Raw genomic sequence first — 24,030 nt, 5'->3', positions numbered from 1 at the left:
ATGTTCGGCCACGATCCGTGGTGGCTGGTACTGGTGAAATCCATCGGGATCTTCGTGTTCCTGCTGCTCATCCCGATGTTGGCGGTGTACGCGGAACGCAAGATCGTGGCGTTCATGCAGATGCGCGTCGGACCCAACCGGGTCGGGCCGCGCGGCTCGCTGCAGTCCATCGCCGACGGCGTGAAGATGCTCCTCAAGGAGGACATCATCCCGGCCATCGTGGACAAGCCGATCTTCATTCTCGCGCCGGTGATCTCGCTGATCCCCGCCGTGATGGCGTTCGCGGTGATCCCGTTCGGTCCGCAGGTCAGCATCTTCGGGCACCGGACCATGCTGCAGCTGACCGATATGCCGGTGGGCGTGCTCTACATCCTGGCCATGGCCTCGGTCGGCGTCTACGGCATCGTGCTCGCGGGCTGGGCGTCCGGGTCCACCTATCCGCTGCTGGGCGGGCTGCGCTCCACCGCGCAGGTCATCTCCTACGAGATCGCCATGGCGCTGTGCTTCGCCGCGGTGTTCCTGCTCTCGGGCACCATGGCCACCTCGGGAATCGTCAAGGCGCAGGAGGGAACCTGGTACGTCTTCCTGCTGTTGCCTTCGTTCCTGATCTACGCGGTGTCCATGGTCGGCGAGACCAACCGCGCGCCCTTCGACCTCCCCGAGGCCGAGGGCGAGCTGGTCGGCGGCTTCCACACCGAGTACTCCTCGCTCAAGTTCGCCATGTTCATGATGGCCGAGTACATCAATATGGCGACCGTGTCCGCGCTGGCCACCACGCTGTTCTTCGGCGGCTGGCACGCGCCGTTCCCGATCAGCCTGTGGGCGGGCGCGAACAGCGGCTGGTGGCCCATGCTGTGGTTCACCGCCAAGGTGTGGACGTTCCTGTTCGTGTTCATCTGGCTGCGCGGCACGCTCCCCCGCCTGCGCTACGACCAGTTCATGAATCTGGGCTGGAAGCTGCTGATCCCGGTGTCGCTGGCCTGGGTCATGTTCGTCGCGACCCTGAAGGTGCTGCAGAACAACGGCACCCACATCCAGACCGCGGGCATGGTGATCGGCGGGCTGGTGGTCGCGGCCGTGCTGCTGGCGCTGGTGATCCGGGCCGGGCACGCCGGCTACGACCGTTCCAAAGCCTCGCCGGACCCGGATTCGACACGGGCGTACTCGGACTTCCCGGTGCCGCCGATGCCCGCGACGCCGATGGCGTCCACGCCGAAGCCGGATCTGCTGGCCCCGCTGGGCGGATTCGTCGTCACCGCCTCGACGATGTTCAAGAAGCCCAACACCGAGCTCTACCCCGAGGTCAAGACCCCGACCGCGCCGCGCTATCACGGCCGGCACCAGCTCAACCGGCATCCGGACGGGCTGGAGAAGTGCATCGGCTGCGAGCTGTGCGCCTGGGCCTGTCCCGCCGACGCCATCTACGTCGAGGGCGCCGACAACACCGAGGACGAACGCTTCTCTCCCGGTGAGCGTTACGGCCGCGTCTACCAGATCAACTACCTGCGCTGCATCGGGTGTGGTCTGTGCATCGAGGCCTGCCCGACCCGGGCGCTCACCATGACCAACGAGTACGAGATGGCCGACGACAACCGCGCCGGGCTGATCTACGAGAAGCAGGATCTGCTCGCCCCGATGCAGCCGGGCATGGTCGCCCCGCCGCACGCCATGTACCCCGGCGCGGACGAGGGCTCCTATTACCGCGGCGAAGTTCCCGGCGCGGCAAGCGAACTCGCCGGAGCGGAAGGGAACAACCAATCATGATCACCGACCGGATCGCCCAGCCCGCCCAGCAGATCGTCACCCAGACCTCCACCGGCGAGGCCGTCCAGTTCTGGATCCTCGCCGTGGTGGCGGTGCTCGGCGCGCTCGGCATGGTCTGCGCGCGCAAGGCCGTGCACTCGGCACTGTGCCTGGCCGCCACCATGATCACGCTGTCGGCGTTCTACATCGCGCAGAGCGCGCTGTTCCTGGGCATCGTGCAGATCGTCGTCTACACCGGCGCGGTCATGATGCTGTTCCTGTTCGTGCTCATGCTCGTCGGCGTGGATTCCGCGGAGTCGCTGCGGGAGACGCTGCGCGGGCAGCGGCTCGCGGTCGTGGTGGTGGGCATCGGCTTCGGCATGCTGCTCATCGGCGGCATCGCCCGCGGCATGGCCGACAAGAGCGTCGCCGAGACCGGTCCCGGCCTGGGCGGCAACTACAGCGTCGGGGCGCTGGCCGAACTCATCTTCGTGCGCTACGTCTGGGCGTTCGAGCTCACCGGCGCGCTGCTCATCACCGCGACCATCGGCGCCATGGTGCTCGCGCACCGCGAACGGTTCGGGCCGCCCACCGATCAGCGCACCCTGTCCAAGGAACGCTTCCGCGCGGGCACCCGGGTGACGCCGCTGCCCACGCCCGGCGTGTACGCCCGCCACAATGCCGTCGACGCGCCCGCGCGGCTGCCGGACGGCTCCTTCGAGGAGCTGTCGGTCAGCACCATCCTGCGGCACCGCCGCAATCGCGCCCACACCGAAGCGGTCGTGTTGACCGTCGGCGACGGCAGCGACGTTCCCGGCGACGACACTCACGAGGAAGGCCAGCGGTGAATCCGGACAACTATCTGTACCTCTCGGCCCTGCTGTTCACCATCGGCGCCGCCGGAGTCCTGGTGCGGCGCAACGCCATCGTGGTGTTCATGTGCATCGAGCTCATGCTCAACGCCGTGAACCTGGCCTTCGTCACCTTCGCGCGCACGCACGGCAACCTCGACGGTCAGGTCTTCGCGTTCTTCACCATGGTGGTGGCCGCCGCCGAGGTCGTGGTCGGCCTGGCCATCATCATGAGCATCTTCCGTGCCCGCCGCTCGACCTCGGTCGACGACGCGAACCTGCTGCGGTACTGACATGGATACCGTACAGATGCTGCTGTGGCTGATGCCCGCGCTCCCGCTCGCGGGAGCCGTCTTCCTGCTGCTGATCGGCCGGATCAGCGACACGTGGGGCCATATTCCGGGCACCGCGCTGGCGCTGGCCTCGTTCGTGGTCGCGGTGTGGGCGTTCTCCGACATGCTGGACCGGCCGAATTCCGAACGGGCCGTGCACTACACGCTGTTCGAGTGGGTGCCGGTGGCCGGGCTGAAGGTCGACTTCGCGCTGAAACTCGACCAGCTGTCGATGTGTTTCGCGCTGCTGATCACCGGTGTTGGATCGCTGATCCACATCTACTCGATCGGGTACATGAACGGTGACGAGGGACGGCGGCGATTCTTCGCCTACCTCAACCTGTTCCTGGCCGCCATGCTGGTGCTGGTCCTCGCGAGCAACTACCTGGTGCTGTACCTCGGCTGGGAAGGCGTCGGCCTGGCGTCCTACCTGCTGATCGGATTCTGGTACCACAAGCCCTCCGCCGCGACGGCGGCCAAGAAGGCGTTCGTGGTCAACCGGGTCGGCGACATGGGGCTGGCCATCGCGCTCATGGTCATGTTCGCGACCTTCGGGAGCATCGACTTCCAGACCGTGTTCGGGTCGGCGAGCCACGCGGGCACCGGAACCCTCACCGCCATCGGGCTTCTGCTGCTGCTCGGGGCCTGCGGCAAGTCCGCGCAGGTGCCGCTGCAGTCCTGGCTCGGGGACGCCATGGAGGGCCCGACTCCGGTGTCGGCGCTCATCCACGCCGCCACCATGGTCACCGCGGGTGTGTATCTGATCGCCCGCTCGAACCCGATCTTCGATCTCGCGCCGGGCGCGCAGGCGGCCGTGATGGCCGTCGGCGCGGTCACTCTGGTGTTCGGCGCGATCATCGGTTGCGCCAAGGACGACATCAAGAAGGCGCTCGCCGCCTCGACCATGAGTCAGATCGGCTACATGGTGCTGGCGGCCGGACTCGGCCCGGTCGGGTACGCGGCCGCGATCATGCACCTGCTGACCCACGGCTTCTTCAAGGCCGGACTGTTCCTCGGCGCGGGCTCGGTCATGCACGCCATGAACGACGAAACCGATATGCGCCGCTACGGCGGACTGCGCAAGCTGCTGCCCGTCACCTACGTCACCTTCGGGCTCGGATACCTTGCGATCCTGGGTGTTCCGCCGTTCGCGGGATTCTGGTCCAAGGACCGGATCATCGAGGCGGCGTTCGCGTACGGGGGCGTCGGCGGCATCATCACCGGTCTGGCCGCGCTGTGCGGCGCGGGCATCACCGCGTTCTACATGACCCGCGTCATGATCTTCACCTTCTTCGGTGAGCGCCGCTGGAACGAAGGCACGCATCCGCACGAGGCGCCCGCCTCGATGACCGGGCCGATGATCCTGCTCGCCTTCGGATCCGTCTTCTCCGGCATGATCTTCGCCTACGGGTCCTCGCTCACCAACTGGCTGGCCCCCGTGGTCGGCGAACACCACGGCGAACCGGTGATTCCCGCCTGGGCCATCACCTTCTTCGCGCTCGCGGTGGTCGCGGCCGGTGTCTGGGTGGCCTACGACCAGTACGCGAAGTCCCCGATCGCCGAGACCGCGCCGGCCGGCAACCCACTCGTCGAGGCCGCGCGCCGCGACCTGTACGGCGACGCCGCCAACGAGGCCGCGTTCATGCGTCCCGGCCAACACCTGACCCGGTCGCTGGTGTTCGTCGACAACCGCGGCATCGACGGCCTGGTCAACTCCACGGCCGCGGTGATCGGCGGGCTGTCGGCCCGGATCCGGCGCGTGCAAACCGGATTCGTGCGCTCCTACGCCCTGTCCATGTTCACCGGCGCGGCCCTCGTGGTCGCCGCCCTGCTGGCGGTGAGGTTCCTGTGAATGAGCTTGCGAACGCACCGATGAACTCCGTGAGCGACTTTCCCTGGCTCACCCTGCTGTGGGCGGTGCCGCTCGGCGGGGCGGCACTCGCGCTGCTGTTCCCGGCGGGACAGCGGGCCGCGGTGCGAGCCTTCGCGCTGATCGTCTCGCTGGGCACGCTCGGCATCGGCATCTGGCTGGCCACACGGTTCGAAACCGGTGGGGCGCAATACCAATTCGTGGAGGACCGGAAGTGGATCCCGGCCTTCGGGGCGGGCTATACGGTCGGCCTCGACGGGATCGCGCTGGTACTGGTCCTGCTGACCGCCGGACTGGTGCCGCTGTTGTTGATCGCGGGCTGGCAGGACGAGCGGGAGGTCGGCACCGGGCCGCGGGTCGCGCATTACTACGTGGCGCTCACCCTGGTCGTGGAATCCATGGTGCTGGTCTCGTTCACCGCCTTGGACATTCTGCTGTTCTACGTGTTCTTCGAGGTCATGCTGATCCCGATGTACTTCCTCATCGGCGGCTTCGGCCCCCGCACCGGAGACATGGCGCTGCGTCAGCAGCGGGCGCGGGCCGCAGTGAAGTTCCTGCTGTACAACCTGTTCGGCGGACTCATCATGCTGGCGGCGGTGATCGGGCTCTACGTCATCACCGCGCGGGAGAAGCTGGGCAGCCAAGGCGGCGGCACCTTCGACTTCCGGACCGTCATGGAGGCCGCCAACTCCGGGCAGCTCGGGGCGACGCCCGCGGTGCTCAACGCGCTGTTCCTCGGATTCATGTTCGCGTTCGCGGTGAAAGCGCCGCTGTGGCCGCTGCACACCTGGCTGCCGGACGCCGCGGTGGCGGCCACCCCCGCCAGCGCGGTGCTCATGATGGCGGTGGTCGACAAGGTCGGGACCTTCGGCATGCTGCGCTACTGCCTGCTGCTGTTCCCCTCGGCCACATCGACATACGCGCCGCTGATCAGCGTGCTCGCGGTGATCGGGATCCTGTACGGGGCACTGCTGGCCATCGGGCAGACCGATGTGATGCGGCTGATCGCCTACACCTCGATCTCGCACTTCGGATTCATCATCCTGGGCATCTTCGCGCTCACCACCCAGGGCGGCACCGGGGCGACGCTGTACATGATCAACCACGGCATCTCCACCGCCGCGCTGTTCCTCATCGCCGGATTCCTGGTGTCGCGGCGCGGATCCCGGTTCATCGCCGACTTCGGCGGCGTCCAGAAGGTCGCGCCGATCCTGGCGGGCACCTTCCTCATCTCCGGCCTGGCCACGCTGTCGCTGCCCGGGCTCGCCCCGTTCATCAGCGAATTCCTGGTGCTGATCGGCACATTCACCCGCTACCCGGTGGCGGCCGTGATCGCGGCCTCCGCCCTGGTGCTCGCCGCGGTGTACGTGCTGTGGATGTACCAGCGGATGATGACCGGCCCGGTGAAGGAGGGCAACGAGCGGCTCTACGACCTGCTGCCGCGCGAATTGGTCGTCGTGGTCCCGCTCATCGTCGCCCTGCTGTTCCTGGGCGCGTACCCCAAGCCGGTGCTGGACCGGATCGATCCGGCCGTCGCCCGCACCCTCACCACCATCGGACAGCACAATCCGGCCCCGGCGGTGCAGCCGGAAGCCGCCCAGACGAACACCGGAGGTGCCCACAAATGAGTGGAGGTCTGCTGCTCGCCGCGACGGTCCCGGCACCGAGCATCGAATACCGATACCTGTCACCGATGTTGATCGTGTTCGGTGTCGCGGTCGCCGGGGTGCTGGTGGAGGCGTTCGCGCCGCGCGCGTCGCGCTATGTGATCCACCTGGTGCTCGGGCTCGGCGGGATGGCGGTCGCGCTGGGCGCGGTCATCGGACTGCGCGATGTCCGGGCGACCGCCGTGGTGGGAGCCGTTGCCATCGACGGGGTTTCACTGTTCCTGCAGGGCACCATCCTGGTGGTCGGCATTCTCGGACTGCTCTTCATCGCCGAGCGGCGGGCCGACCGGATGCCGGTGCGCCGCGAAGGACCCGGCACCTGGAGTCTCACGGCTTCCCGCGGCGGGGTGGACGCCTTCACCCCGCAGGCCGCCTCCACACCCGGCAGCCTCGACGAGATCGCCGCCACCAAGGCGGGAATCGCGACCACCGAGGTCTTCCCGCTCACCATGTTCGCCCTCGCCGGGTTGATGCTCTTCCCCGCCTCGAACGATCTGCTGACCATGTTCGTGGCGCTGGAAGTGCTGTCGCTGCCGCTGTACCTGCTGTGCGGCCTGGCCCGCCGCCGCCGTCTCCTCTCCCAGGAGGCCGCGCTGAAATACTTCCTGCTGGGCGCGTTCTCGTCGGCCTTCTTCCTCTACGGAATGGCACTGCTCTACGGCTACGCGGGAACCATCCGGCTGGCGGGTATCGCCGACGCGGTGGCCCGTGACGACGGCAAGTCGCACACCCTGGCCGTCATCGGCGTCGCCATGCTGGCCGTCGGCCTGCTCTTCAAGATCGGCGCGGTCCCGTTCCAGTCCTGGGTTCCCGACGTCTATCAGGGCGCGCCGACCCCGGTCACCGCGTTCATGGCCGCCGCCACCAAGATCGCCGCAGTCGGTGCCCTGCTGCGCGTGCTGTACGTCGCTGTCCCCAACCTCCGCAACGACTGGCGCCCGGTCTTCGCGGCGGTCGCCATCGTCACCATGGTCGTCGGCGCGATCCTCGCCATCACCCAGACCGACATGAAACGCATGCTCGCGTACTCCTCGGTGGCGCATTCCGGTTTCATCCTCACCGCCATCGTCTCCGCCACCACCGCCGGCATCTCCTCCACCCTCTTCTACCTGGCGGTCTACGGCCTCGGCACCGTCGGCGCCTTCGCCCTGGTCAGCCTGGTCCGCGATGAAAACGGCGACGAGGCAACAGCTCTCCCCGCCTGGGCGGGGATGGGCCGCCGCTCCCCCTGGCTGGCCACCACCTTCTCCCTGTTCCTTCTCTCCTTCGCCGGCATCCCCCTCACCAGCGGCTTCATCGCCAAATTCGGCGTCTTCGCCGCAGCCACCGGCGGCGAAGCGGCAACCCTGGTCATCGTCGGTGTCATCTCCAGCGCCATCGCCGCCTTCTTCTACATCCGCGTCATCGTCCTGATGTTCTTCACCGACCCCCCCACCAACCCCCCCACCGTCGTCTACCCGACCCTGACCAGTACGGTCATCGCCCTCACAGCCGCATCCACTTTGGTCCTCGGCATCTTCCCCCAGCCCCTCCTCGACCTCGCCAAGAACGCGGCATCCCTCACTCACTGACCCGAACACAGACAAGCCGTTGGGCCCGCCGCGAATTTCGCAGCGGGCCCAACGGCTTCCAGTCGCCCCAAGAATCGGGGCACACAATCTGACATGCGATCGCTTCACAGTCGATAGCCTCGGGACCGCTACGCCTCCTGAACCGGGGGACTTCTCAGTGTCCAAATTCGAAAAACGAACAGAAGCTCGCGGAACACTCGCTGCCGCCGTGCTTTTCGCAGGATAGGGCGTTTCGGTTACACCGGTCCGCATCGGACGTCGAAGCGGTCGCGGACGGTGTCGAGGGTGTGGCGGAAGTGCTCCTCGTCGCGGTGGTGGGTTCGGAGGAAGTGGGCGGTGTCGGTGAGGCGCCGGTGGGGTGGGTACCAGCGGTCGTAGTCGAGGCCGCAGTGCAGCAAGGCCGAGGGGCCTAGCGCGTCGTAGACGAGGCTCAGATTGTACAGGTGCAGGGTGAGGCCGGCGTAGGAAATGACGCTGGCGATGCGTGTCTTGGTTCGCATGTCGTCCGCGTCGGCGGCGTAGAGGGGCAAGTCGCGGAGTTTGTTCCGGAACATGAGGTGGGTGAGGAAGTAGCCGGCGAAGGATTGGAATCCGAATGTCGAGGAACGGGTTTGGACCGATAGCACGGAACCGCTGGGCGATCGGTACGGCTCGTAGGGGGTGTTCGCATGCAGCAGGTAGCCGGTGCAGTTGATGATCCAGCTGCCGGGCGGGATGGCCTTGGTCTCGCCGCTACGGAACTCCAGCTCGACCGAGCCGTTATGGTCGACGGCGTCGCGGAGGTGGTCCATGACGACGGAGTGCAGGCCCTCGCGGATGGTCCGCTGCTCCGATTCCGACAGCAGGCCCACGAAGAAGCCATCGGCCTGCGGGGTGACCGACAATCCGGCGGTGGCCATCAGCCAGGCCTGGACCGCGGCCTCGTTGGTGCCGTCGAAATGGCGTGCGATGTCGATGAAGAGCCGGTTCGGCATGACGCCGCCCCACCACCGGCGGATCCCCGGCGGCACGATCCGATCGCGATTGACGAAGAGGGTGCCGGGCCCGGCGACCAGGTTCACCTGCCGGTCGGGGCGGTTCGTGATGAGCGCCGCGGCGGTGTCCATGGCGGTTTTGCCGCCGCCGATGATCCACACCGGAGCGTCACTGCTCGCTATTTCATCGCTACGCACGTCGCAGTAGTTGGGTGACACCGAGCGAACACGGTCGCTGGATACCTGCAACGGTTCCATCGGCACCACATTCATGCCGAACGCCTTGATCAGCTTGTCCGCCTTGATGATCAGCGGCGACCCGTCCGATTGCGTGCAGGTGACATGCACACCGTCGGCGGCTTCCTCATGGGACACGTAATCGCAGCCGAAGTACTCCGCGACGCGCACCCGTTCACCGATGACTCGCAGACAGTGCTCGAAATGCTCGATCACCTCGGTCCGCGTCGCAAGGTAGGAAGGTTCCTTCCGCAGCGTCCACTTGATGTCGCCGACCGTGAACAGCGGATGGGGCTGGTGCAGCCGGACGTAGGGATACGCGTCGACCCACATGCCGCCGACCCCCGGATGCCGATCCACGAGCGCGATGGTCTGGTCGGCCCGCAGATACCGGCTCGCGACGAACATCGCGTTGAGCCCCGCGATCCCCGCCCCGACGACGCATACGTCGCACGTCCGGGTGGGAACTGACCCGTAGTCGGAAGTATCCATAGCTAACTCCCTGCTATTGCTGATGGAACCACCGCCGATCCTGGATGTCAACGAGTCCTACGGTCTCGATCCAACGACGATCGGCAGTTGTGGAACGGGCCGGTCGAAGGCTGGATAAACGGTTGACTTGGAGTGCGCTCCAGATTCTAGGTTTGGGGCATGAGCAGAATTCTGATTACGGGTGCCAATAAGGGAATCGGGTTCGAGGCGGCGCGGCGGCTCGTGGAGGACGGGCATACGGTGTATCTCGGGAGCCGGGATGCCGGGCGGGGGCTGGCGGCGGCGGAAGCGGTTGGGGCGCGGGCTGTTCGGATCGATATCACCGATGATGAGTCCGTGCGCGCGGCCGCAGCGGAGATCGAAGCCGAGGGTGGGCTGGACGTGCTCATCAACAATGCCGGGATTCAGGCGGAGATGAGTGCGGACGGGGGTGTGTTGGGGGCTGGGGAGATGACTGCCGAGATCATGCGGGAGACGTTCGAGACCAATGTTTTCGGGACGGTTCGGGTATTGGAAGCCTTCCTGCCGTTGCTGGAGAAGGCGGATGTGCCGGTCGTGGTGAACGTGAGTAGCGGGCTCGCGTCGTTGCACAGGCTCGCGTCGGAAGGGGATATGGTCAATCGGTATCCGGGAGTCGCGTATCCGGCGTCGAAGACCGCGGTGAATGTGCTGACGATTCAGTACGCCAAGGCTTTTCCGCGTATTCGGATCAATTCGGTGGAACCGGGATTCACCAGTACCGATCTGAACCACAACCTCGGGCATCAGACGGTGCGGGAGGCGGCGGAGATCATCGTGCGGATGGCGCAGATCGGGGCGGACGGGCCGACGGGTGGGTTCTTCGACGCGCAGGGCCCGCTGGCCTGGTGATCGGGTGGGTCAGATGGTGATTCCGACGATGTGGCCGATGGCGTAGGTGGTGACCATCGCCAGTGCGCCGCCGGCGAGGACGCGGATGGTCGCGCGGGCGACGGGAGCCTGTCCGAGGCGCGCGCCCACCGCGCCGGTCAGGGCCAAGGCGGCCAGGACCGCGCCCATGGTGAGGGGAACCCGGATCGCATGGGGCGTCAGGATTGCCAGGAGCGGGAGCAGTGCGCCGAGGGTGAAGGACAGGGCCGAGGAGAGGGCCGCGTGGAGGGGGTTGGTGAGGTCGTCGGGGTCGATGCCGAGTTCGGCCTCGGCGTGGGCGGTGAATGCGTCTGCGGCGGTGAGTTCTTCGGCCACAGCCTGCGCGGTGGCCGGAGACAGGCCCTTGGCTCGGTAGATGGCGGCCAGTTCGGCGAGCTCGGCTTCGGGTTGTTCGGCCAATTCGCGGCGTTCGGTTTCCAGCAGGGCGCGTTCGCTGTCGCGTTGGGTGCTGACGGAGACGTACTCGCCGAGGGCCATCGACACCGCACCCGCGGTGAGTCCGGCCACGCCCGCGGTCAGAATCGCGGTGCTGTTGCTCGTCGCGGCCGCGACACCGACGACAATGCCCGCGACGGAGACGATTCCGTCGTTCGCGCCCAAAACGCCCGCACGCAGCCAATTCAGACGAGTGGCCAATCCTGTCGCATGCGGTTCGGCGGGATGCGCGAGCGCCACCGAACCGGTCATTTCGTCCCTCACCAGGGGAACGGTAGTAGTTCACAACGTTTGCCGCCAGCAAAGAAAGGCTCACCGAAATTAGGTAATGCATTGCATATCAAGGGCTTTCGGAGTGGTCTACACCCCGGGTGATCCGCGACACGGCGATCGCGACACGTTTGCGACAAGCAGATTCTCGGTGGATTCGGGCCATGCGCGACGCGGGTTGGCCGTAGCGTTGTCTTCGGTGCCAAGCGGATCGGGTAAGAGAGCGGCAGGATGCGGCCACAACCGTCAGCGATCGGATACCTCCGGCACGATGTGTCGGGGGCACAGCAGCAGTGGGACGAGGCTCAGATCCAGCATCTGGCTCGTCGGCTCGGCTATGACCTGTGCAAGACGGTGGTCTTCGGTCCCGAGACCGATCGGCCGTTGGTCCGGGTCCGCACCCTGGTCTCCCGCATGGAGGCCGACGCGGTGATCATCCCGAGCCTCGCGCACTTCGACGGCCACATCCCCGATGACATCGTCCAGGTCGCCGACATCATCACGGTGAGCCCCGAAAACACCTACGCGCGCTGGGCGATTCCGCCGGTGGAATGATCCGGAGTGCGTCAGATGCCTGCCGCGCGCACCAAACTGTCCGCCAGTCGCGGCGACACCGTGGACAGCAGCCGCAAGGCCGCGGCATACGTGGGATACAGCTCGACCGGACGGTCACGCACCGCGGTGAGCACCCAGCCGGCGGCCTGCTCCGGCGTCAGCGCGGCCTGGGCGTCGTAGTCACTGGTCGGGCTGATCATCGGCGTCCGCACGAGCGGGAATCCGATTGTGGTGACAGCGATTCCGGTGTCGTGGCATTCCGCGCCGAGACTGCGCCCGAACGCGGCCAGCGCGGCCTTCGAGGCGTGGTAGGCACTGAACTTGGGCATGACGCCGGCGGTGGTGCCCCAGGTGCCGATGTTGATGATGTGGCCGCTGTTCGCCTCCCGCAGTGCGGGCAGCAGGGCCAGGGTCAGGCGAACGGGCCCGAAGTAGTTCACGGCCATGGTGCGCTCGTAGTCGTGGGCCCGATCGGTGGCGTCGAAGGCATTGCGTCGAATGGACCGCCCCGCATTGTTGACCACGATGTCGGGCGTGCCGAAATGTTCGAGCACGGTGGCCGCCAGCTCGCCGACCTGGTCGGGATCGGTGAGATCGCAGGGCATCGGGTGGGCGACGCCGCCGTCGGCGGTGATCGCCCCGCAGGTCTGCTCGAGCCGCTCCCGGTCCCGGGCCACCGCGAGGATCCGCGCGCCGCGGTCGGCCAGCAGATGCGCGGTCGCTTCGCCGATGCCCGAGGACGCGCCGGTCAGAATCACGGTACGGCCGTGCAGATCCGGTGTGCTGGTCGCGCCGACGATCGATCGGATCGAGGGCGTCGGCTGCAGCAGCGCGGAGGCCAGATAGTTCTTCATAGCGGTACCCGTCGTCGGTGGCGAGGTCGGCGGATGCGGGTAGCTGGATCTCGACCCACACGAATTGACTAATCGGTAAATTACGACGGGGGCAGTTCGCTGTCAATCAGCGACGGCCATGCGCCGGCCCTCGAGCTCGGCACATGGCCGTCAATGAACCCGCTAGTCGGCCTCGATGACCTCGCGAACTCTCTTGGCGAACGCATCGGGCTGTTCCATGAACCCGGCGTGGCCGCCTGGGAAGAGAGTCGGCTCGATGCCCAGCTCGGCACCCAGGGCGCGCGAGGTGCGATCGCAGAACAGGTCGGCGGACTCGTCGCCGATGCCGATGAGGATCGTCGTCGGGGTGGCGCGCAGCGCGTCCAGGGCGGGCTGCCAGCCGGAGGTGGTGTGCAGTTCGTGGCGGTAGAAGAAGTCGTCGGAGGCGATGGCCCGCGGGTCCCGCTCGCCGCCGAACATCTGCTGCAGCATCTCCTCCGGCATGTACAGACCGGACATCTCACCGAACTTGCGCATCGCGCCGATCACGTCACCGGTGTTGTACACGTCCACGATCTCGTCGGTCCGCGCCCGCAATTCGTCCCGGTTGTCGAGCAGTTCACGCAGCGGCGGCTCGTGCGCGATGAGCGTCGACACCAGCTCGGGCCGGTCGATGGCGAGCGCCAGGCCGGTGATCGCGCCGCCGCTGGATCCGATCACCACGGCCGGGCCCTGACCGATGTGGGTGATCACCCGGGCCAGGTCGTCGGCGCGCAGCTCCGGCGTCGAGTCCTTGTCGGGGTCGGTCACGGTGCTGCGCCCGTGGCCGCGCGGGTCGGGGCACAGGACGGTGTGGTCGGAGGCGAGCAGTTCGGCCAGCGCGCCGAAGGGGCCGGAGTCCATCGGGGCGCCGACCAATGCGATCAGCGGGCCGCTGCCGCGGACTTCGTAGTAGATGGTGCCGTCGGGCACCGCGACGGTTCCGGAGGTGATAGGTGCGGTCGAGGTCATGGTCTCTCCAAGTGGCTCGGAACGGGACACCTGAATTGACGGTACGACCGCGCCGAATTCATCGCCGCGAGAACAGAAGAGCCTCAGCCGACCTGCCGCCGGGATTCGGGCAGCGCGCAGGCGACACCCTCGGCCGTGCCGAGCGGGCGCACACCCAGCGCCTGGTTCAGCCGCGCCCGCTGGTTCTCCCACGCGATGGCGGCGGTCAGTTCGGTCAACTGGGACTTGTTCATCCGGCTCAGCAGCTGGGTGCGCAGGTGGTCGAGATCCAGGGAGGTCGGTGTAACCGTCATGGCCTCGGCGAAGGCGATCACCAGTTTCTCGGTGTCGCTGTAGGCATCGCTGTCCTGATAGGTCGGCAGGTCGCTGACCTGTGCTTCGGTCAGCCCGCCGAAGTGGGCCAGCGTGGAGCCTATGTCGAGACAGAACTGGCAGTTGACCAGTGCCGCGGTCTTGAGTTCGGCCAGCTCCTTGAGGGTCGGGTCGAGTTTGTTGGAGAACAGCAGCATCGTCTCGTGGAGCAGGGTGCTGATCAGTAGCTGTGGCCGCCGGAGGAGCCAGCCGAACAGATCGGTCTGATTCTTGCGAGCTCGACCGATGGCCTTGACGTATTTAGTGATTCGGGCAATTGCGCGCATGATGCCTCCCCATGGCGTTTCGCGGGATCTTCCCTGCGTATCAGCCTAGGCCGATCCTGCGACGCCTTGTAGTAGCAAGGCGTGTCCGATTTCAGTGATCTACATCTACCGCCCGCGACACTTCCCACCGGATGCCGCACCAGCTTGCGCCTACCCGCCATCGCCACTCCCCCGGTTCCTGTGGTGTGACCCACGGGAACGACGGATCACCGTTGATGGCAGGTGATTTCGTCGGACCGTCCTGTTAGCTTGCGCGCCATGACTGAAGAGGTGCGGCACGGGGTTGGCTTGACTCGGCGGGTGATCGAGTCGGTGCGGACCGAGCCCGGGCGGGCGATGTTCGAGCCTGTTGCGTGGGTCGGCTACACGCCGTGGGTGGCGGGTGAGCCGCGGCCCATGGATAAGGAAGCGTTGGCCGCGGCGGTATTTCCGTCCGGGCGGCCGCTGTCGCCGAGCCTTCGGGAGTGGCTTGCGTTCGATACCACCTTGTTCGAGCGTTGCGGATGGTTCGCGGAAGACGGCGGATTCGCGCCGCGGCCGTTGGACGAGCTGGTCGGCGATGAGCTGGGGCAGCCCTGGGGTGAGACCTTCGAGGGACTGGCAGAACGCTTTTCGGAGTGTTTCCTGCTGCCGGGTGGGTCGGACTCGCGGCGGGTGCTGGCGGTGGGCGCGGCCGATTCGCTGGGCGAGTACCCTGTGCTCGCTCTGGATGTCGACGACATGCCGTACGCGGGCCTGATGTACCCGGGCTTCGATGTATACGTGGCGGAGGTGGCAGGATTCGTCCAGTGCGAGTTCGAGACCTATACGGATCTGAGCTCGGATGCGGTGTACGGGCGGCGGATGCGGGAACATGCCGTCCGTAGTTTCTCAGGGCAGTTGTGTGCGGAGTACCCCTTCTGATGTTTTCCGCCACGGGTGCCGAATCGTGTGAGAAGGTGTCGTTTCACTCATGATGTCGGTGGACCGCCACCGGTTACCGTGTGGAAGGAATCCGGATGGAGGAGGGCTTGGTGGAGGCGACGTTCGACGTAGCTGGTCTGGTGGGGCATCACTACCGCCTGGACGACTACTACGAGGTGGGCAGGGAGAAGATCCGGGAGTACGCGCGAGCGGTCCAGGACTTCCACCCCGCGCACTGGAGTGAGGACGCCGCCCGGGGGCTCGGATACGCCGGGCTGATCGCCCCGACCACGTTCATCTCCACCGCGGCGATGCTGGCCAATCGCAAGCTGCTGGAGACCGTGCTCGAAGGCTACGACGTGATCGTGCAGACCGATCAGGTCTTCGAGATGTACAAGCCGGTGGTGACCGGCGAGCGGTTGGTCAGCGATGTCGAGTTGTCCTCGGTGCGCCGGATCGGCGGCAAGGATCTGCTCACCATCACGAACACGTTCAGCGACATGGCCGGTGACATCATGCAGGTCATGCACACCACCGTCGTGGGGCTGACCGGCGAGGACGTCAACGCCGACATCAGCGCCACGATCGACCGGGTCATGATGAGCGGGCTCGAATCGACGCCCGCCGCTGCCGCCGACGCGGGCCGCGTGCCGGAGCCGGGTGACGACGCACGGCATTCTCCGGTGTCGCGCCTGCGGACCCCGCTCACGTCGGTGCGATTCGAGGACGTCGCGGTCGGTGACGAGCTTCCCCCTCGGACCGTGACCCTCACGCGCGGCGACCTGGTCAACTACGCCGGGGTCTCCGGTGACGTGAATCCGATCCACTGGCATCCCGAGATCGCCACGCTCGCGGGCCTTCCCGACGTGATCGCGCACGGCATGCTCACCATGGGCTTAGGCGCGGGATTCGTGACCGGCTGGCTCGGCGACCCGGGCGCCATGCTCCGCTACGGAGTCCGGCTGTCGAACTACACGGTGATCGAAGCCGCCACGGCGGGCGTCGTCGAATTCACCGGCCGCATCAAGTCGCTCGATCCCGAGACCCGGACGGCCGTGGTCGTCATCGTCGCGAAGGCGGCGGGGCGCAAGATCTTCGGTCTCGCCACCGCCGACGTCCGACTCGCCTAGCCACGACGTTCCAGGTGGTGTCGCGGCCGGCCGCGACACCACCTGGATGCCGCCGGCGATCGCGGCGAATCCGATTGCCATGAGAACACTTTCGCGCGACACCGCCGCACTCTGACCGGTCAGTTGCCGCGGGTGACGAATCCGGCGTCGAGCATGGTCTTGTAGTCCGGCAGCGGCGTCGAACGGTCAACCTTCCCTTGGTCCTTGGCCCAGGTCCCCAGCTCGGCGAGGGTATCGGCGAGCTCCGGCCGCAACTGCAGGGTGTAGTCGAATTCGGGCAGGATCTTCTTGATCAACGCCGGGCTCAGCTGGGTGGCGGTGGCGACCGCGGACACCGCGTCGTCGGAGCGGGCGGTGAGTTGGGTCCCGGCGTCCCCCAGTGCGGCGAAGAACGCCGTCAGCGCAGCCGATTTCGACGCGATGGCGGTATCGGTCGCCAGGTACAGGCTGTGCTGGTTGTAGGTGCTGCCGGTGAGCTCGACGGCGTCATCACCCAGGGATTCGGCGACCTGGGCCTGGTAGGGCTGGAAGATCGAGACGGCGTCGACATTGTGCTGGGTCGCCGCGGTCAGCGTCGCGGACGGTGCGACCTGCACGAGGTTCGCCGAGATGCCGTTGTGCGAGAGCACATTCGACGCGAAGTAGGCGGCGCTGGTGCCCAACGGTGTGCCGATCGAATGCCCGGCCAGGTTCGCGACCGAGGTGATCCCGGCGCTGCGCCGGGCGATGATCCGCGAACCCTGCCACCGCGATCCGTCCCCGACCACGCGCAGTGCGGGCGATCGGGTCAGCGTGGCCGAAGTGGGCACATCGGCGGCGGTGGCGATGTCGACCTGGTGGGCGGCGAGCGCCTGCAACGCCTCCACACCGGTCGAGAAGTTGACGACCTTCACCTTCACGTCGTGCTTGGTGAACAGTCCGGCCTGCTGGGCGACCGGAATCTGCGCCCACGACGGGTCGACCACGAATCCGACGGTGAGGGTTTTCGGGTCGGAATCATCGGAGGACCCGCACGCGGTCAGCGGCAGGGCCAGCGCGAGTACGGCGAGGGCGGTGGTCAGGGGGCGGAGGAGTTTCTTCACGACTGTTCTCTTCTTCTCTTCAAATCGCGTGCTGGATACCGAGTTCGTGGTGGAGCCGCCGGCGCAGTTCGCTGTAGCCGGGCTGATCGGCCAGAGCGTCCGCGGGCCGGGGCCGGGACAGCGGGTTGGGGATCTGATCGGTGATCCGCCCGCCCGCGAGCACGCTGATGGTGTCGGACAACCGGATCGCCTCGTCGACGTCGTGGGTGACGAAGACGACGGTGCGTTGCAGCCGGGTCCACAGATCGATGAGCAGGTCCTGCATATTGAGCCGGGTCAGCGCATCCAGCGCCGCGAACGGCTCGTCCATGAGCATGATCTCGGGCTCGCCCGCGAGCATCCGTGCGATCCCGACGCGTTGACGCATCCCGCCCGACAACTGGGCGGGCCGCTTGCGCCGCACGTCCGCGGGCAGTCCGACCAGGTCGAGCAGCTCGTCGATCCGATTGCCGCGCAGGCGAACCGGCACCCTATGGGCGCGCAGCGCGAAGTCGATATTGCCCGCCACGCTCAGCCACGGGAACAGCACGTCCCGCTGGAACGCGACACCGCGGCGCGGGTCGGGGGCGAGCACCGGCACGCCGTCGTCGGTGATGGTGCCCGAGGTAGGGGTGATGAGCCCGGCCAGGCAGTGCAGCAGGGTCGATTTGCCGCTGCCCGACGCGCCCACCAGCACCGTGAACGAGCCGTCCGGAACGGTCAGATCGATGTTGTGCAGGGTGGGCTGCGGGGTGTTCGGGAAGCGGACCGTCAGGTCGCGGGTGGCGATCGCCATGGCTAGCTCACCTCCCGCGCCCAGCGCTGGACCGGGGCGCTGATCACCGCGATCACCGCGTCACCGATCGCACCCAGGACCCCGAGCACCAGCAGGCAGAAGATCAGCCGGTCGGCCTGGGAGAACAGCTGCGCCTGATAGATCCGATATCCGAGACCCGCCGTGGTGCCGGTCATCTCGGCGACCACGATGAGCACGAACGCCATGGCCGCGCCGACCCGCACACCGGCCACCACATCGGGCAGCCCCTCGGCGATGACGACGCGCGTCAGCGTTTGCCAGCGCCCCGCGCCGAGGCAGCGTGCGGCTTGCAGGTAATCGGCCGGGGTTCCGGAGAACCCGGAATGGCTGTTGATCCAGACCGGAACGAACACACCCAGGGCGATCACCAGGATCTTGCTGTTCTCGCCGATGCCGAACCAGAGAATCGCCAAGGGCACCAAACCGATAGTCGGCACCGGCGACAACAAGCGCAGCACCGGCTGCAACAAGGCCCGCCCGATCCCGGTACTCGCGGTGAGGATCGCCGCGAACACACCGGCGGCCGCGCCGAGCAGCAGACCGAACACCGCCCGGCGCAGGCTCGCCGTGAGATCGGGGATCAGCAGCCCTTCGGCCCACAGCGTGTGCCCGGCCGTCAGGATCTGGGGAACGGTCGGAAACAGTTGGCGGGGAAAGGGTTCGGCTGCGGCGACCAGGGACCAGGCCAGCACGGCCAATCCGATTCCGGCCGCGGTGCCGCCGATCGATCGCCATCGCGGCGACCAGCGCGGGTACGGCCGCCGCGTCCGGCGCGGTTCGTCCGCCACCGCGGCGGTCGGTTGCGCCGCGGGGCGGTCCGATGTGGTGTGCACGCTCGATGTCATGGGATTCACCTGAATTCGGCAGAGCTAGGTGGTGGGACGGACCGTCGTCCGCAGATCGACGGCGGCCAGATCGGGATGCGGCTCGAGCGGCACCCATTCGGCGGGGACGGCCTGTGCGCGATACACCAGCGGGGTGTCGCTGAGCCGGTCCACGCCCGGCACGCGCGGCTCGTGCACCTCGGGTTCCCCGGCGACGCCGCGACCCTCATAGGGCGACACGTACTCCCACACCACATCGCCCTGCGGGGTGACCTGGAACAGGCGGCCGGTCATGCCCTCGGTGACGAGGGTGTTGCCGTTCGGCAAGCGCTGGGCGTTGCTGACGAACGAGCTGAAGAAGGTCCACGACGGCAGCCCGGAATCCTCCGCCGTGTACTGCCACACGATCTGCCGGGTCGTCGGATCGATCTCGAGGACCCGGGATCCGGCGTAGATGCCCAGGGCCGCGGGCGGATACCCCGCGCCGCCCTGATTGTCGAAGACGAGGATATTGCCGGCACCCGGCAGGCCGTCGGCGATGAGATGCGGATTGTGTTGCCCGGAGATCTGATCCAGCGGCCGCGGCACCTTGTGCGCGTTGATCCGCTGGTGCTGCGCCCCGGCCTCGGCGTCGAAGTACGGGCCCAGCCTCCACACGATCGAACCGGACGCCTTGTCGATCAGCGCCACCACATTGGCCTTGCGGCTGCTGATCAGGATGTTGTCGGGCTGGAACACACTGTCGGGGTCGGCGCGATGCCAGCGGTTGGGTCCCAGCGTCTTCGCACTGTTGATCTCCAGATAACCCCAGGCATCGTCGGGGTCGCGAGCGACGGTCTCGCGCAGGGCATCCCACCCGGCGTCGGAGAATCCGAGGTCCTCGAGATGGTCACCGGCCCGCCACTCCCAGACGATCGACCCGTCCGGGGCGACCTCGTAGAGCCCCTGGTCGCCGACCACATTCGAGCCCAGCTGCGGAACCACCCGAGGAATGGTCACCAGCAGCAGGCGGTTGCCATTGGCCAGCAGTTCCCAGTCGTGGTTCTGCCGGGCGGCACCGCCCGGAGCCTGCGTGCCCCACTCCCACACCCGGTCGCCGTCCCAGGTCAGTTGTCCCACAGTGCCATTGGCGTAGATCCCGCCGCGCGGATCGCCGCTGAGCGAGAGCTGTACCCCGACGTCACCCAGCCGCCCGGTCAGCGCCGGATCCAGGATGCGCGGCGGCACACCGGCACAGGGCCATTCGTGGCGCACCGTGCCGTGCATGTCGATGAGCCGGGTGACGGAGTCCGCGCCGGTGAAGACGATGTAGCTGTCATGGGCTGATTCCGGTTCGTAAAAGGTGACACCGGTGAGTCGTACGAAGGCCATGCATTCACTCCATCAGTCGGCTGTTAAGCGGTCGGGTCACGGATGTAACGAATCTAATCGATTTGCGCGGGACGGAACCGGTGCGGAGACTGTAAGAATCAGAACGATTTCAAGCCTGGGCAACCGGCCCGCGAGCGACGAGAGTTGGGACCAACGTGACTGCCAAACGCGCCACCCTCGCCGATGTGGCCCGGCGAGCGGGTACCTCGACCGCCGTCGTGAGTTACGTCCTCAATGACGGCCCGCGCCCGGTCTCGGATGCTCTGCGCGCCAAGGTGACCGCCGCCCTCGACGAACTCAACTACCGCCCCGACCGCGCCGCGCGCGCCCTGCGCAGGCCGCGGCGCTGGCGGCACCTCGGCCTGCTGGTCCCCGACGTCCGCCTCCCCCTCTTCGGCACCCTGGTCGGCCACATCGAGATCGAGGCCCGCCACCGCGACCACCTCACCCTGATCGGCAATACCGCCTACGACCCCGAACGCGAGATCGAGTTCGCCGCGGCTTTCGTGGATTCCGGTATCGAGGGGCTGATCGTGGTCGGCGGGGCCAACGGTCCGGCGACAGCCGAATTGTGCAGGCAGGCACGCATTCCCATCGTCTGGGTGCACAACAACCGCGACCACGTCGACGCGGGGATGGTCGGCGCCGATCACGTGCAGGCGGGACGGCTGGCCGCGAGCCACCTGGCCCGGGACCATCACCGCCGATCCATCGTCTTCGTCGGCGGATTCACCCCCGACGAGGTCCCGCACGGTGACCGCGAAACCGTCGCCCAGCGCTACGAGGGGTACGCCTCCGTCGTCGGACCCGCTGCCGCGCAACGGATTCCCACCGACCTCACCCCGGCCGGCGCGTACGACGCCGTGCGGCGCTACCTCGCCGACCATCCCGCGCCGGACGGACTCGTGGTCGGCACCTACGCTCAAGCCGCCGCGACCTTGCGCGCGGTCGCCGATTTCGGCCTGCGCATTCCCGAGGACGTCGCCGTCGTCGGCTACGACGCCGATGCCGCGAACACCTACGCCCCGCTGATCCTGACCACCGTGCAACAGCCGATCGACGACATTGCCCGCACCGCCCTGGCCCGCGTGCTCGACGCGGCCGGAAGTGCGAACTCCCCCACCGCTCCCCCGATACCCTTCGGCGTCCGCCTGAGCCTCGGCGAAACCTGTGGCTGCACACCGGAACGGACAACTTCCGCACCCGTCGGATGACGCGGCCGGCCGGCGGCATCAGCGCCGCAGCCCGGAACCTGAATCTGACCCAGCCGACGCTCAGCCGCCAGCTGCGGGATTGGAGCGGCGCGTCGGTGCCGAGTTGTTCGAGCGAGAGGGCCGCAACCTGTTGCCGACACACCTCTGTCGGGTCAGACCGTGCACAGAGACCAGGCGGTGGACATGCCGCGAGCAAATCAGCCACACCGGCGACAGAAAGTTGACGAGTCACCACGCCGGGTTACCTGCGGGACGTTATGGGGTATCGAACCACGAACACGAACCGCTGCGAATAGGTGTAGCAAACGCGCGTGTCTCTGAGAGTTCATCGCTATAGTCTCCTGAGAATTCGGACTGGCTTGTCGAACGAAGTGAACTATTCATGGAGGTCGGACACGTGCTTGGTCAGTTTCCTCTTGTTCTTCGTAGCGGGTCGGCGAAAGTGCTGGCTGCGCTGGGTGGCGTAGTTCTCGGGTTGTCAATGGTGACTCCCGCCGGGGCGGACTCGATCTATCCGATACCCGATCCGGATCCGTTCTACGCCGCCCCGGCGGATCTGGCGGCACACCAGCCCGGTGACGTGCTCCGCGTGCGGGCAATGCCGCCGGTGGCCGTATTTCCGGGCGCCACCGTTACTCTTGTGCAATTCCGATCCGCCAACTCCCGGGATGAGCCGATCGCGGCGACCACCACGGTCCTCACCCCCGCCGGTCACCGGCCCGACGGCCCATTGATGTCGTATCAGCACTTCATCAATGCGCTCGGCACTCGCTGTGCGGTGTCGCATCAGCTGTACTCCGACGATCCGAATCTCTTGACGACGGCGTCGATTCTGAATGTGGCGATGGCGCAGGGCTGGAGCATCGCGCTGCCGGATCATCTCGGTCCGTACTTCGCATTCGGCGCGACGCGTCTGGGCGGCCGGATCGTTCTGGACGGCGTCCGAGCGGTGAAACAGGTGCCAGAACTCGCGTCGCAGCAGAGCCCGGTCGCGTTGGCCGGCTACTCCGGCGGCGGCATGGCCACCGGGGCGGCGGCGGCGATGCAGCCCACGTACGCACCGGAACTGAAACTCGCGGGCGCGGCCATCGGCGGTGCCCCGATGAACCTGCTGACGATGGTCGAGGCGCTGGGCTACAACCCGCACCCGGCCTTCGGGCTGGTTATGGCGGCGGCGATCGGCCTCGAGCGTGAATATCCGAGCCAGTTGCCAATCAGCTCGTACCTCAACCAGCGTGGCTTGGCGATCCGCGATGCCATGGCCAACGACTGCACCAATCAGATCCTCGCAGAAGGCCTTGGCGGCAGCGCGCGGGAATTCATGACCGATACCTCGGGTTTCGACGTCGGTGAAGGCCGGGCGGTGCTGGAGGAGAACAGCTTGGAGCTCTTCGGCGAAGTGCCGGCAACACCGGTGTTCGAATGGCATTCACCCGACGACCCGCTGATTCCGGTCCAGGCGATCGACAACACCGATCACCGCTGGTGTGCGGCTGGTGTTCCAGTGCAGACGATGCGCGTTCCCGCACCCGAGCATCTGTCGGGAGCGGTGATCGGTGCCCCGGAGGTGATGGCGTGGCTCAACGGCCGGGTTCGCGGCGAGCCCGCACCCAGCAACTGTTGACGGGAACAGGGGTGCTGTAACTTCTCGGCCGACATTCTCAGCTGTCCCGATCGGGCGGTTCCGGCTGCCCACCCCGGCGGAGTGGTCGGCCGAGTCCATTGCTCGACCATGAAGGCCGCGGCTACGAAAGCCAGGAACAGGCATATCGCGGCGATTCCCTTGTCCCACTCGGGTATCGGGCGGCGGCGCCCGGCTCTGGTCGTCACTCCTCCAGCATCACCGCCCGGCGCCGCCCAGCGTATCCGTAGATCTACCCGGCCCGCGAACGTCGCGGTCGCGCGCAGGGAAGTGGCTCGCCCCCTGGACCCGCGCTTCCGCACCACAAGGGTGGGCGCAGCAATTTGTGCCAGGGCGGCGAGCCACGACTGACGCTGGCCAGCCCCTCTCCTGCCCGCCGGCCCCAGAATCAGGGGCACCTGCTGACCGCGACGTGCGCCGAGCGCGGCGCCCGAGGGTGAAGGGGTTCAGGTAGTAATGGCGCAGAAACCAACGAAGTTCGGGTAGCCGCAGGTCAGTTCACCGGCGGCGATCGGCGCACAGCCGGGCCGTGATCGGCGACTTCGGCTCGATCCGGAAGTTCCGCCAAAAGCCAAATACGTCAAAAGATTTCAATTCGTCAGATCAGCGCGTTCGGCACCCGAGCGGAACGAACAACAGCACCGAGCAAGCCTTGGTGGTCCACCAAATAAACTGAGCAT

21 protein-coding genes are annotated in these 24,030 nt (G+C 67.0%); 12 read left to right on the top strand and 9 right to left on the bottom strand.

What is annotated here, in order from left to right; genetic code table 11:
• Genes nuoH through nuoN form a run of 6 tightly spaced genes read left to right on the top strand, consistent with a single transcriptional unit; the run spans position 1 to position 8,034 of the window.
• Positions 1-1,764 (top strand): NADH-quinone oxidoreductase subunit NuoH, encoded by a 1,764-nt coding sequence (gene nuoH / locus ACQP06_RS17905; RefSeq protein ID WP_433673353.1) that lies wholly within the window; start codon positions 1-3, stop codon positions 1,762-1,764.
• Positions 1,761-2,591 carry an NADH-quinone oxidoreductase subunit J gene (locus tag ACQP06_RS17900; RefSeq protein ID WP_433665689.1) on the top strand — a complete coding sequence of 277 codons (831 nt, stop codon included), beginning with the start codon at positions 1,761-1,763 and terminating at the stop codon, positions 2,589-2,591. Before nuoH ends, ACQP06_RS17900 begins: the two co-directional genes overlap by 4 nt.
• Positions 2,588-2,887 carry an NADH-quinone oxidoreductase subunit NuoK gene (nuoK, locus tag ACQP06_RS17895; RefSeq protein ID WP_357010729.1) on the top strand — a complete coding sequence of 100 codons (300 nt, stop codon included), beginning with the start codon at positions 2,588-2,590 and terminating at the stop codon, positions 2,885-2,887. The genes ACQP06_RS17900 and nuoK overlap by 4 nt, the downstream gene beginning before the upstream one ends.
• Before the next feature lie 19 nt (positions 2,888-2,906).
• The gene (gene nuoL / locus ACQP06_RS17890) at positions 2,907-4,778 is read left to right on the top strand and encodes an NADH-quinone oxidoreductase subunit L (RefSeq protein ID WP_433673352.1); all 1,872 of its coding nucleotides are present in this window, start codon (positions 2,907-2,909) and stop codon (positions 4,776-4,778) included.
• Positions 4,779-4,798: 20 nt separating this feature from the next.
• Positions 4,799-6,424, top strand: a complete 1,626-nt coding sequence (locus ACQP06_RS17885) for an NADH-quinone oxidoreductase subunit M (protein WP_433665688.1) — start codon at positions 4,799-4,801, stop codon at positions 6,422-6,424.
• Complete coding sequence (gene nuoN, locus ACQP06_RS17880) at positions 6,421-8,034, top strand: NADH-quinone oxidoreductase subunit NuoN (RefSeq protein WP_433665687.1); 1,614 nt, start codon at positions 6,421-6,423, stop codon at positions 8,032-8,034. The genes ACQP06_RS17885 and nuoN overlap by 4 nt, the downstream gene beginning before the upstream one ends.
• A gap of 236 nt (positions 8,035-8,270) precedes the next feature.
• Here the strand turns inward: nuoN and ACQP06_RS17875 are convergent, their stop codons facing one another.
• A complete protein-coding gene (locus ACQP06_RS17875) occupies positions 8,271-9,737 on the bottom strand; it encodes an FAD-dependent oxidoreductase (protein WP_433665686.1) in 1,467 nt (488 codons plus the stop codon).
• 159 nt (positions 9,738-9,896) lie between these two features.
• Between ACQP06_RS17875 and ACQP06_RS17870 the strand changes: the two genes are divergently transcribed.
• Positions 9,897-10,607 (top strand): SDR family NAD(P)-dependent oxidoreductase, encoded by a 711-nt coding sequence (locus tag ACQP06_RS17870; protein WP_433665685.1) that lies wholly within the window; start codon positions 9,897-9,899, stop codon positions 10,605-10,607.
• 9 nt (positions 10,608-10,616) lie between these two features.
• Here the strand turns inward: ACQP06_RS17870 and ACQP06_RS17865 are convergent, their stop codons facing one another.
• Positions 10,617-11,333 (bottom strand): VIT1/CCC1 transporter family protein, encoded by a 717-nt coding sequence (locus ACQP06_RS17865; RefSeq protein WP_433673351.1) that lies wholly within the window; start codon positions 11,331-11,333, stop codon positions 10,617-10,619.
• Positions 11,334-11,624: 291 nt separating this feature from the next.
• Here ACQP06_RS17865 and ACQP06_RS17860 point away from each other — a divergent pair, with 291 nt between their 5' ends.
• Positions 11,625-11,906, top strand: coding sequence for a hypothetical protein (locus tag ACQP06_RS17860; RefSeq protein WP_379279832.1), 282 nt, complete (start codon positions 11,625-11,627; stop codon positions 11,904-11,906).
• Positions 11,907-11,917: 11 nt separating this feature from the next.
• Here the strand turns inward: ACQP06_RS17860 and ACQP06_RS17855 are convergent, their stop codons facing one another.
• From ACQP06_RS17855 to ACQP06_RS17845, 3 genes are all read right to left on the bottom strand, one after another.
• Positions 11,918-12,760 carry an SDR family NAD(P)-dependent oxidoreductase gene (locus tag ACQP06_RS17855; protein WP_433665684.1) on the bottom strand — a complete coding sequence of 281 codons (843 nt, stop codon included), beginning with the start codon at positions 12,758-12,760 and terminating at the stop codon, positions 11,918-11,920.
• A gap of 162 nt (positions 12,761-12,922) precedes the next feature.
• Positions 12,923-13,750 (bottom strand): alpha/beta fold hydrolase, encoded by an 828-nt coding sequence (locus ACQP06_RS17850; protein ID WP_433665683.1) that lies wholly within the window; start codon positions 13,748-13,750, stop codon positions 12,923-12,925.
• Between the two features lie 83 nt (positions 13,751-13,833).
• Positions 13,834-14,388, bottom strand: coding sequence for a carboxymuconolactone decarboxylase family protein (locus tag ACQP06_RS17845; RefSeq protein ID WP_433665682.1), 555 nt, complete (start codon positions 14,386-14,388; stop codon positions 13,834-13,836).
• A 258-nt stretch (positions 14,389-14,646) separates the two neighbouring features.
• On the opposite strand from ACQP06_RS17845, the gene ACQP06_RS17840 reads away from it, so the two are divergent.
• Together ACQP06_RS17840 and ACQP06_RS17835 are read left to right on the top strand one after the other, a co-directional pair.
• Positions 14,647-15,291: a hypothetical protein gene (locus ACQP06_RS17840; RefSeq protein WP_433665681.1), complete on the top strand. Its 645-nt coding sequence runs from the start codon at positions 14,647-14,649 to the stop codon at positions 15,289-15,291.
• A 95-nt stretch (positions 15,292-15,386) separates the two neighbouring features.
• Positions 15,387-16,421 carry a fused (3R)-hydroxyacyl-ACP dehydratase subunits HadA/HadB gene (locus tag ACQP06_RS17835; protein WP_433665680.1) on the top strand — a complete coding sequence of 345 codons (1,035 nt, stop codon included), beginning with the start codon at positions 15,387-15,389 and terminating at the stop codon, positions 16,419-16,421.
• Between the two features lie 119 nt (positions 16,422-16,540).
• Here the strand turns inward: ACQP06_RS17835 and ACQP06_RS17830 are convergent, their stop codons facing one another.
• From ACQP06_RS17830 to ACQP06_RS17815, 4 genes are read right to left on the bottom strand one after another with little or no spacing between them, the layout of a single operon-like run.
• Positions 16,541-17,503: an ABC transporter substrate-binding protein gene (locus tag ACQP06_RS17830; RefSeq protein WP_433665679.1), complete on the bottom strand. Its 963-nt coding sequence runs from the start codon at positions 17,501-17,503 to the stop codon at positions 16,541-16,543.
• Between the two features lie 19 nt (positions 17,504-17,522).
• Complete coding sequence (locus ACQP06_RS17825; protein ID WP_433665678.1) at positions 17,523-18,278, bottom strand: ABC transporter ATP-binding protein; 756 nt, start codon at positions 18,276-18,278, stop codon at positions 17,523-17,525.
• Between the two features lie 2 nt (positions 18,279-18,280).
• Entirely contained in the window at positions 18,281-19,144 is an 864-nt protein-coding gene (locus ACQP06_RS17820; protein WP_433665677.1) for an ABC transporter permease, read from the bottom strand.
• A 24-nt stretch (positions 19,145-19,168) separates the two neighbouring features.
• Positions 19,169-20,494, bottom strand: a complete 1,326-nt coding sequence (locus ACQP06_RS17815; RefSeq protein WP_433665676.1) for an aryl-sulfate sulfotransferase — start codon at positions 20,492-20,494, stop codon at positions 19,169-19,171.
• A gap of 155 nt (positions 20,495-20,649) precedes the next feature.
• Here ACQP06_RS17815 and ACQP06_RS17810 point away from each other — a divergent pair, with 155 nt between their 5' ends.
• A complete protein-coding gene (locus ACQP06_RS17810; RefSeq protein ID WP_433665675.1) occupies positions 20,650-21,708 on the top strand; it encodes a LacI family DNA-binding transcriptional regulator in 1,059 nt (352 codons plus the stop codon).
• A gap of 481 nt (positions 21,709-22,189) precedes the next feature.
• A complete protein-coding gene (locus ACQP06_RS17805) occupies positions 22,190-23,332 on the top strand; it encodes a lipase family protein (protein WP_433673350.1) in 1,143 nt (380 codons plus the stop codon).
• Positions 23,333-24,030 lie beyond the last annotated feature (698 nt).

The sequence above is a fragment of the Nocardia sp. CA-136227 genome (assembly GCF_050955695.1).
In the GTDB taxonomy this organism is placed as follows: domain Bacteria; phylum Actinomycetota; class Actinomycetes; order Mycobacteriales; family Mycobacteriaceae; genus Nocardia.
The sequence above is the reverse complement of the archived record's forward strand: the minus strand, read 5'-3'. Positions and strand labels throughout refer to the sequence as shown.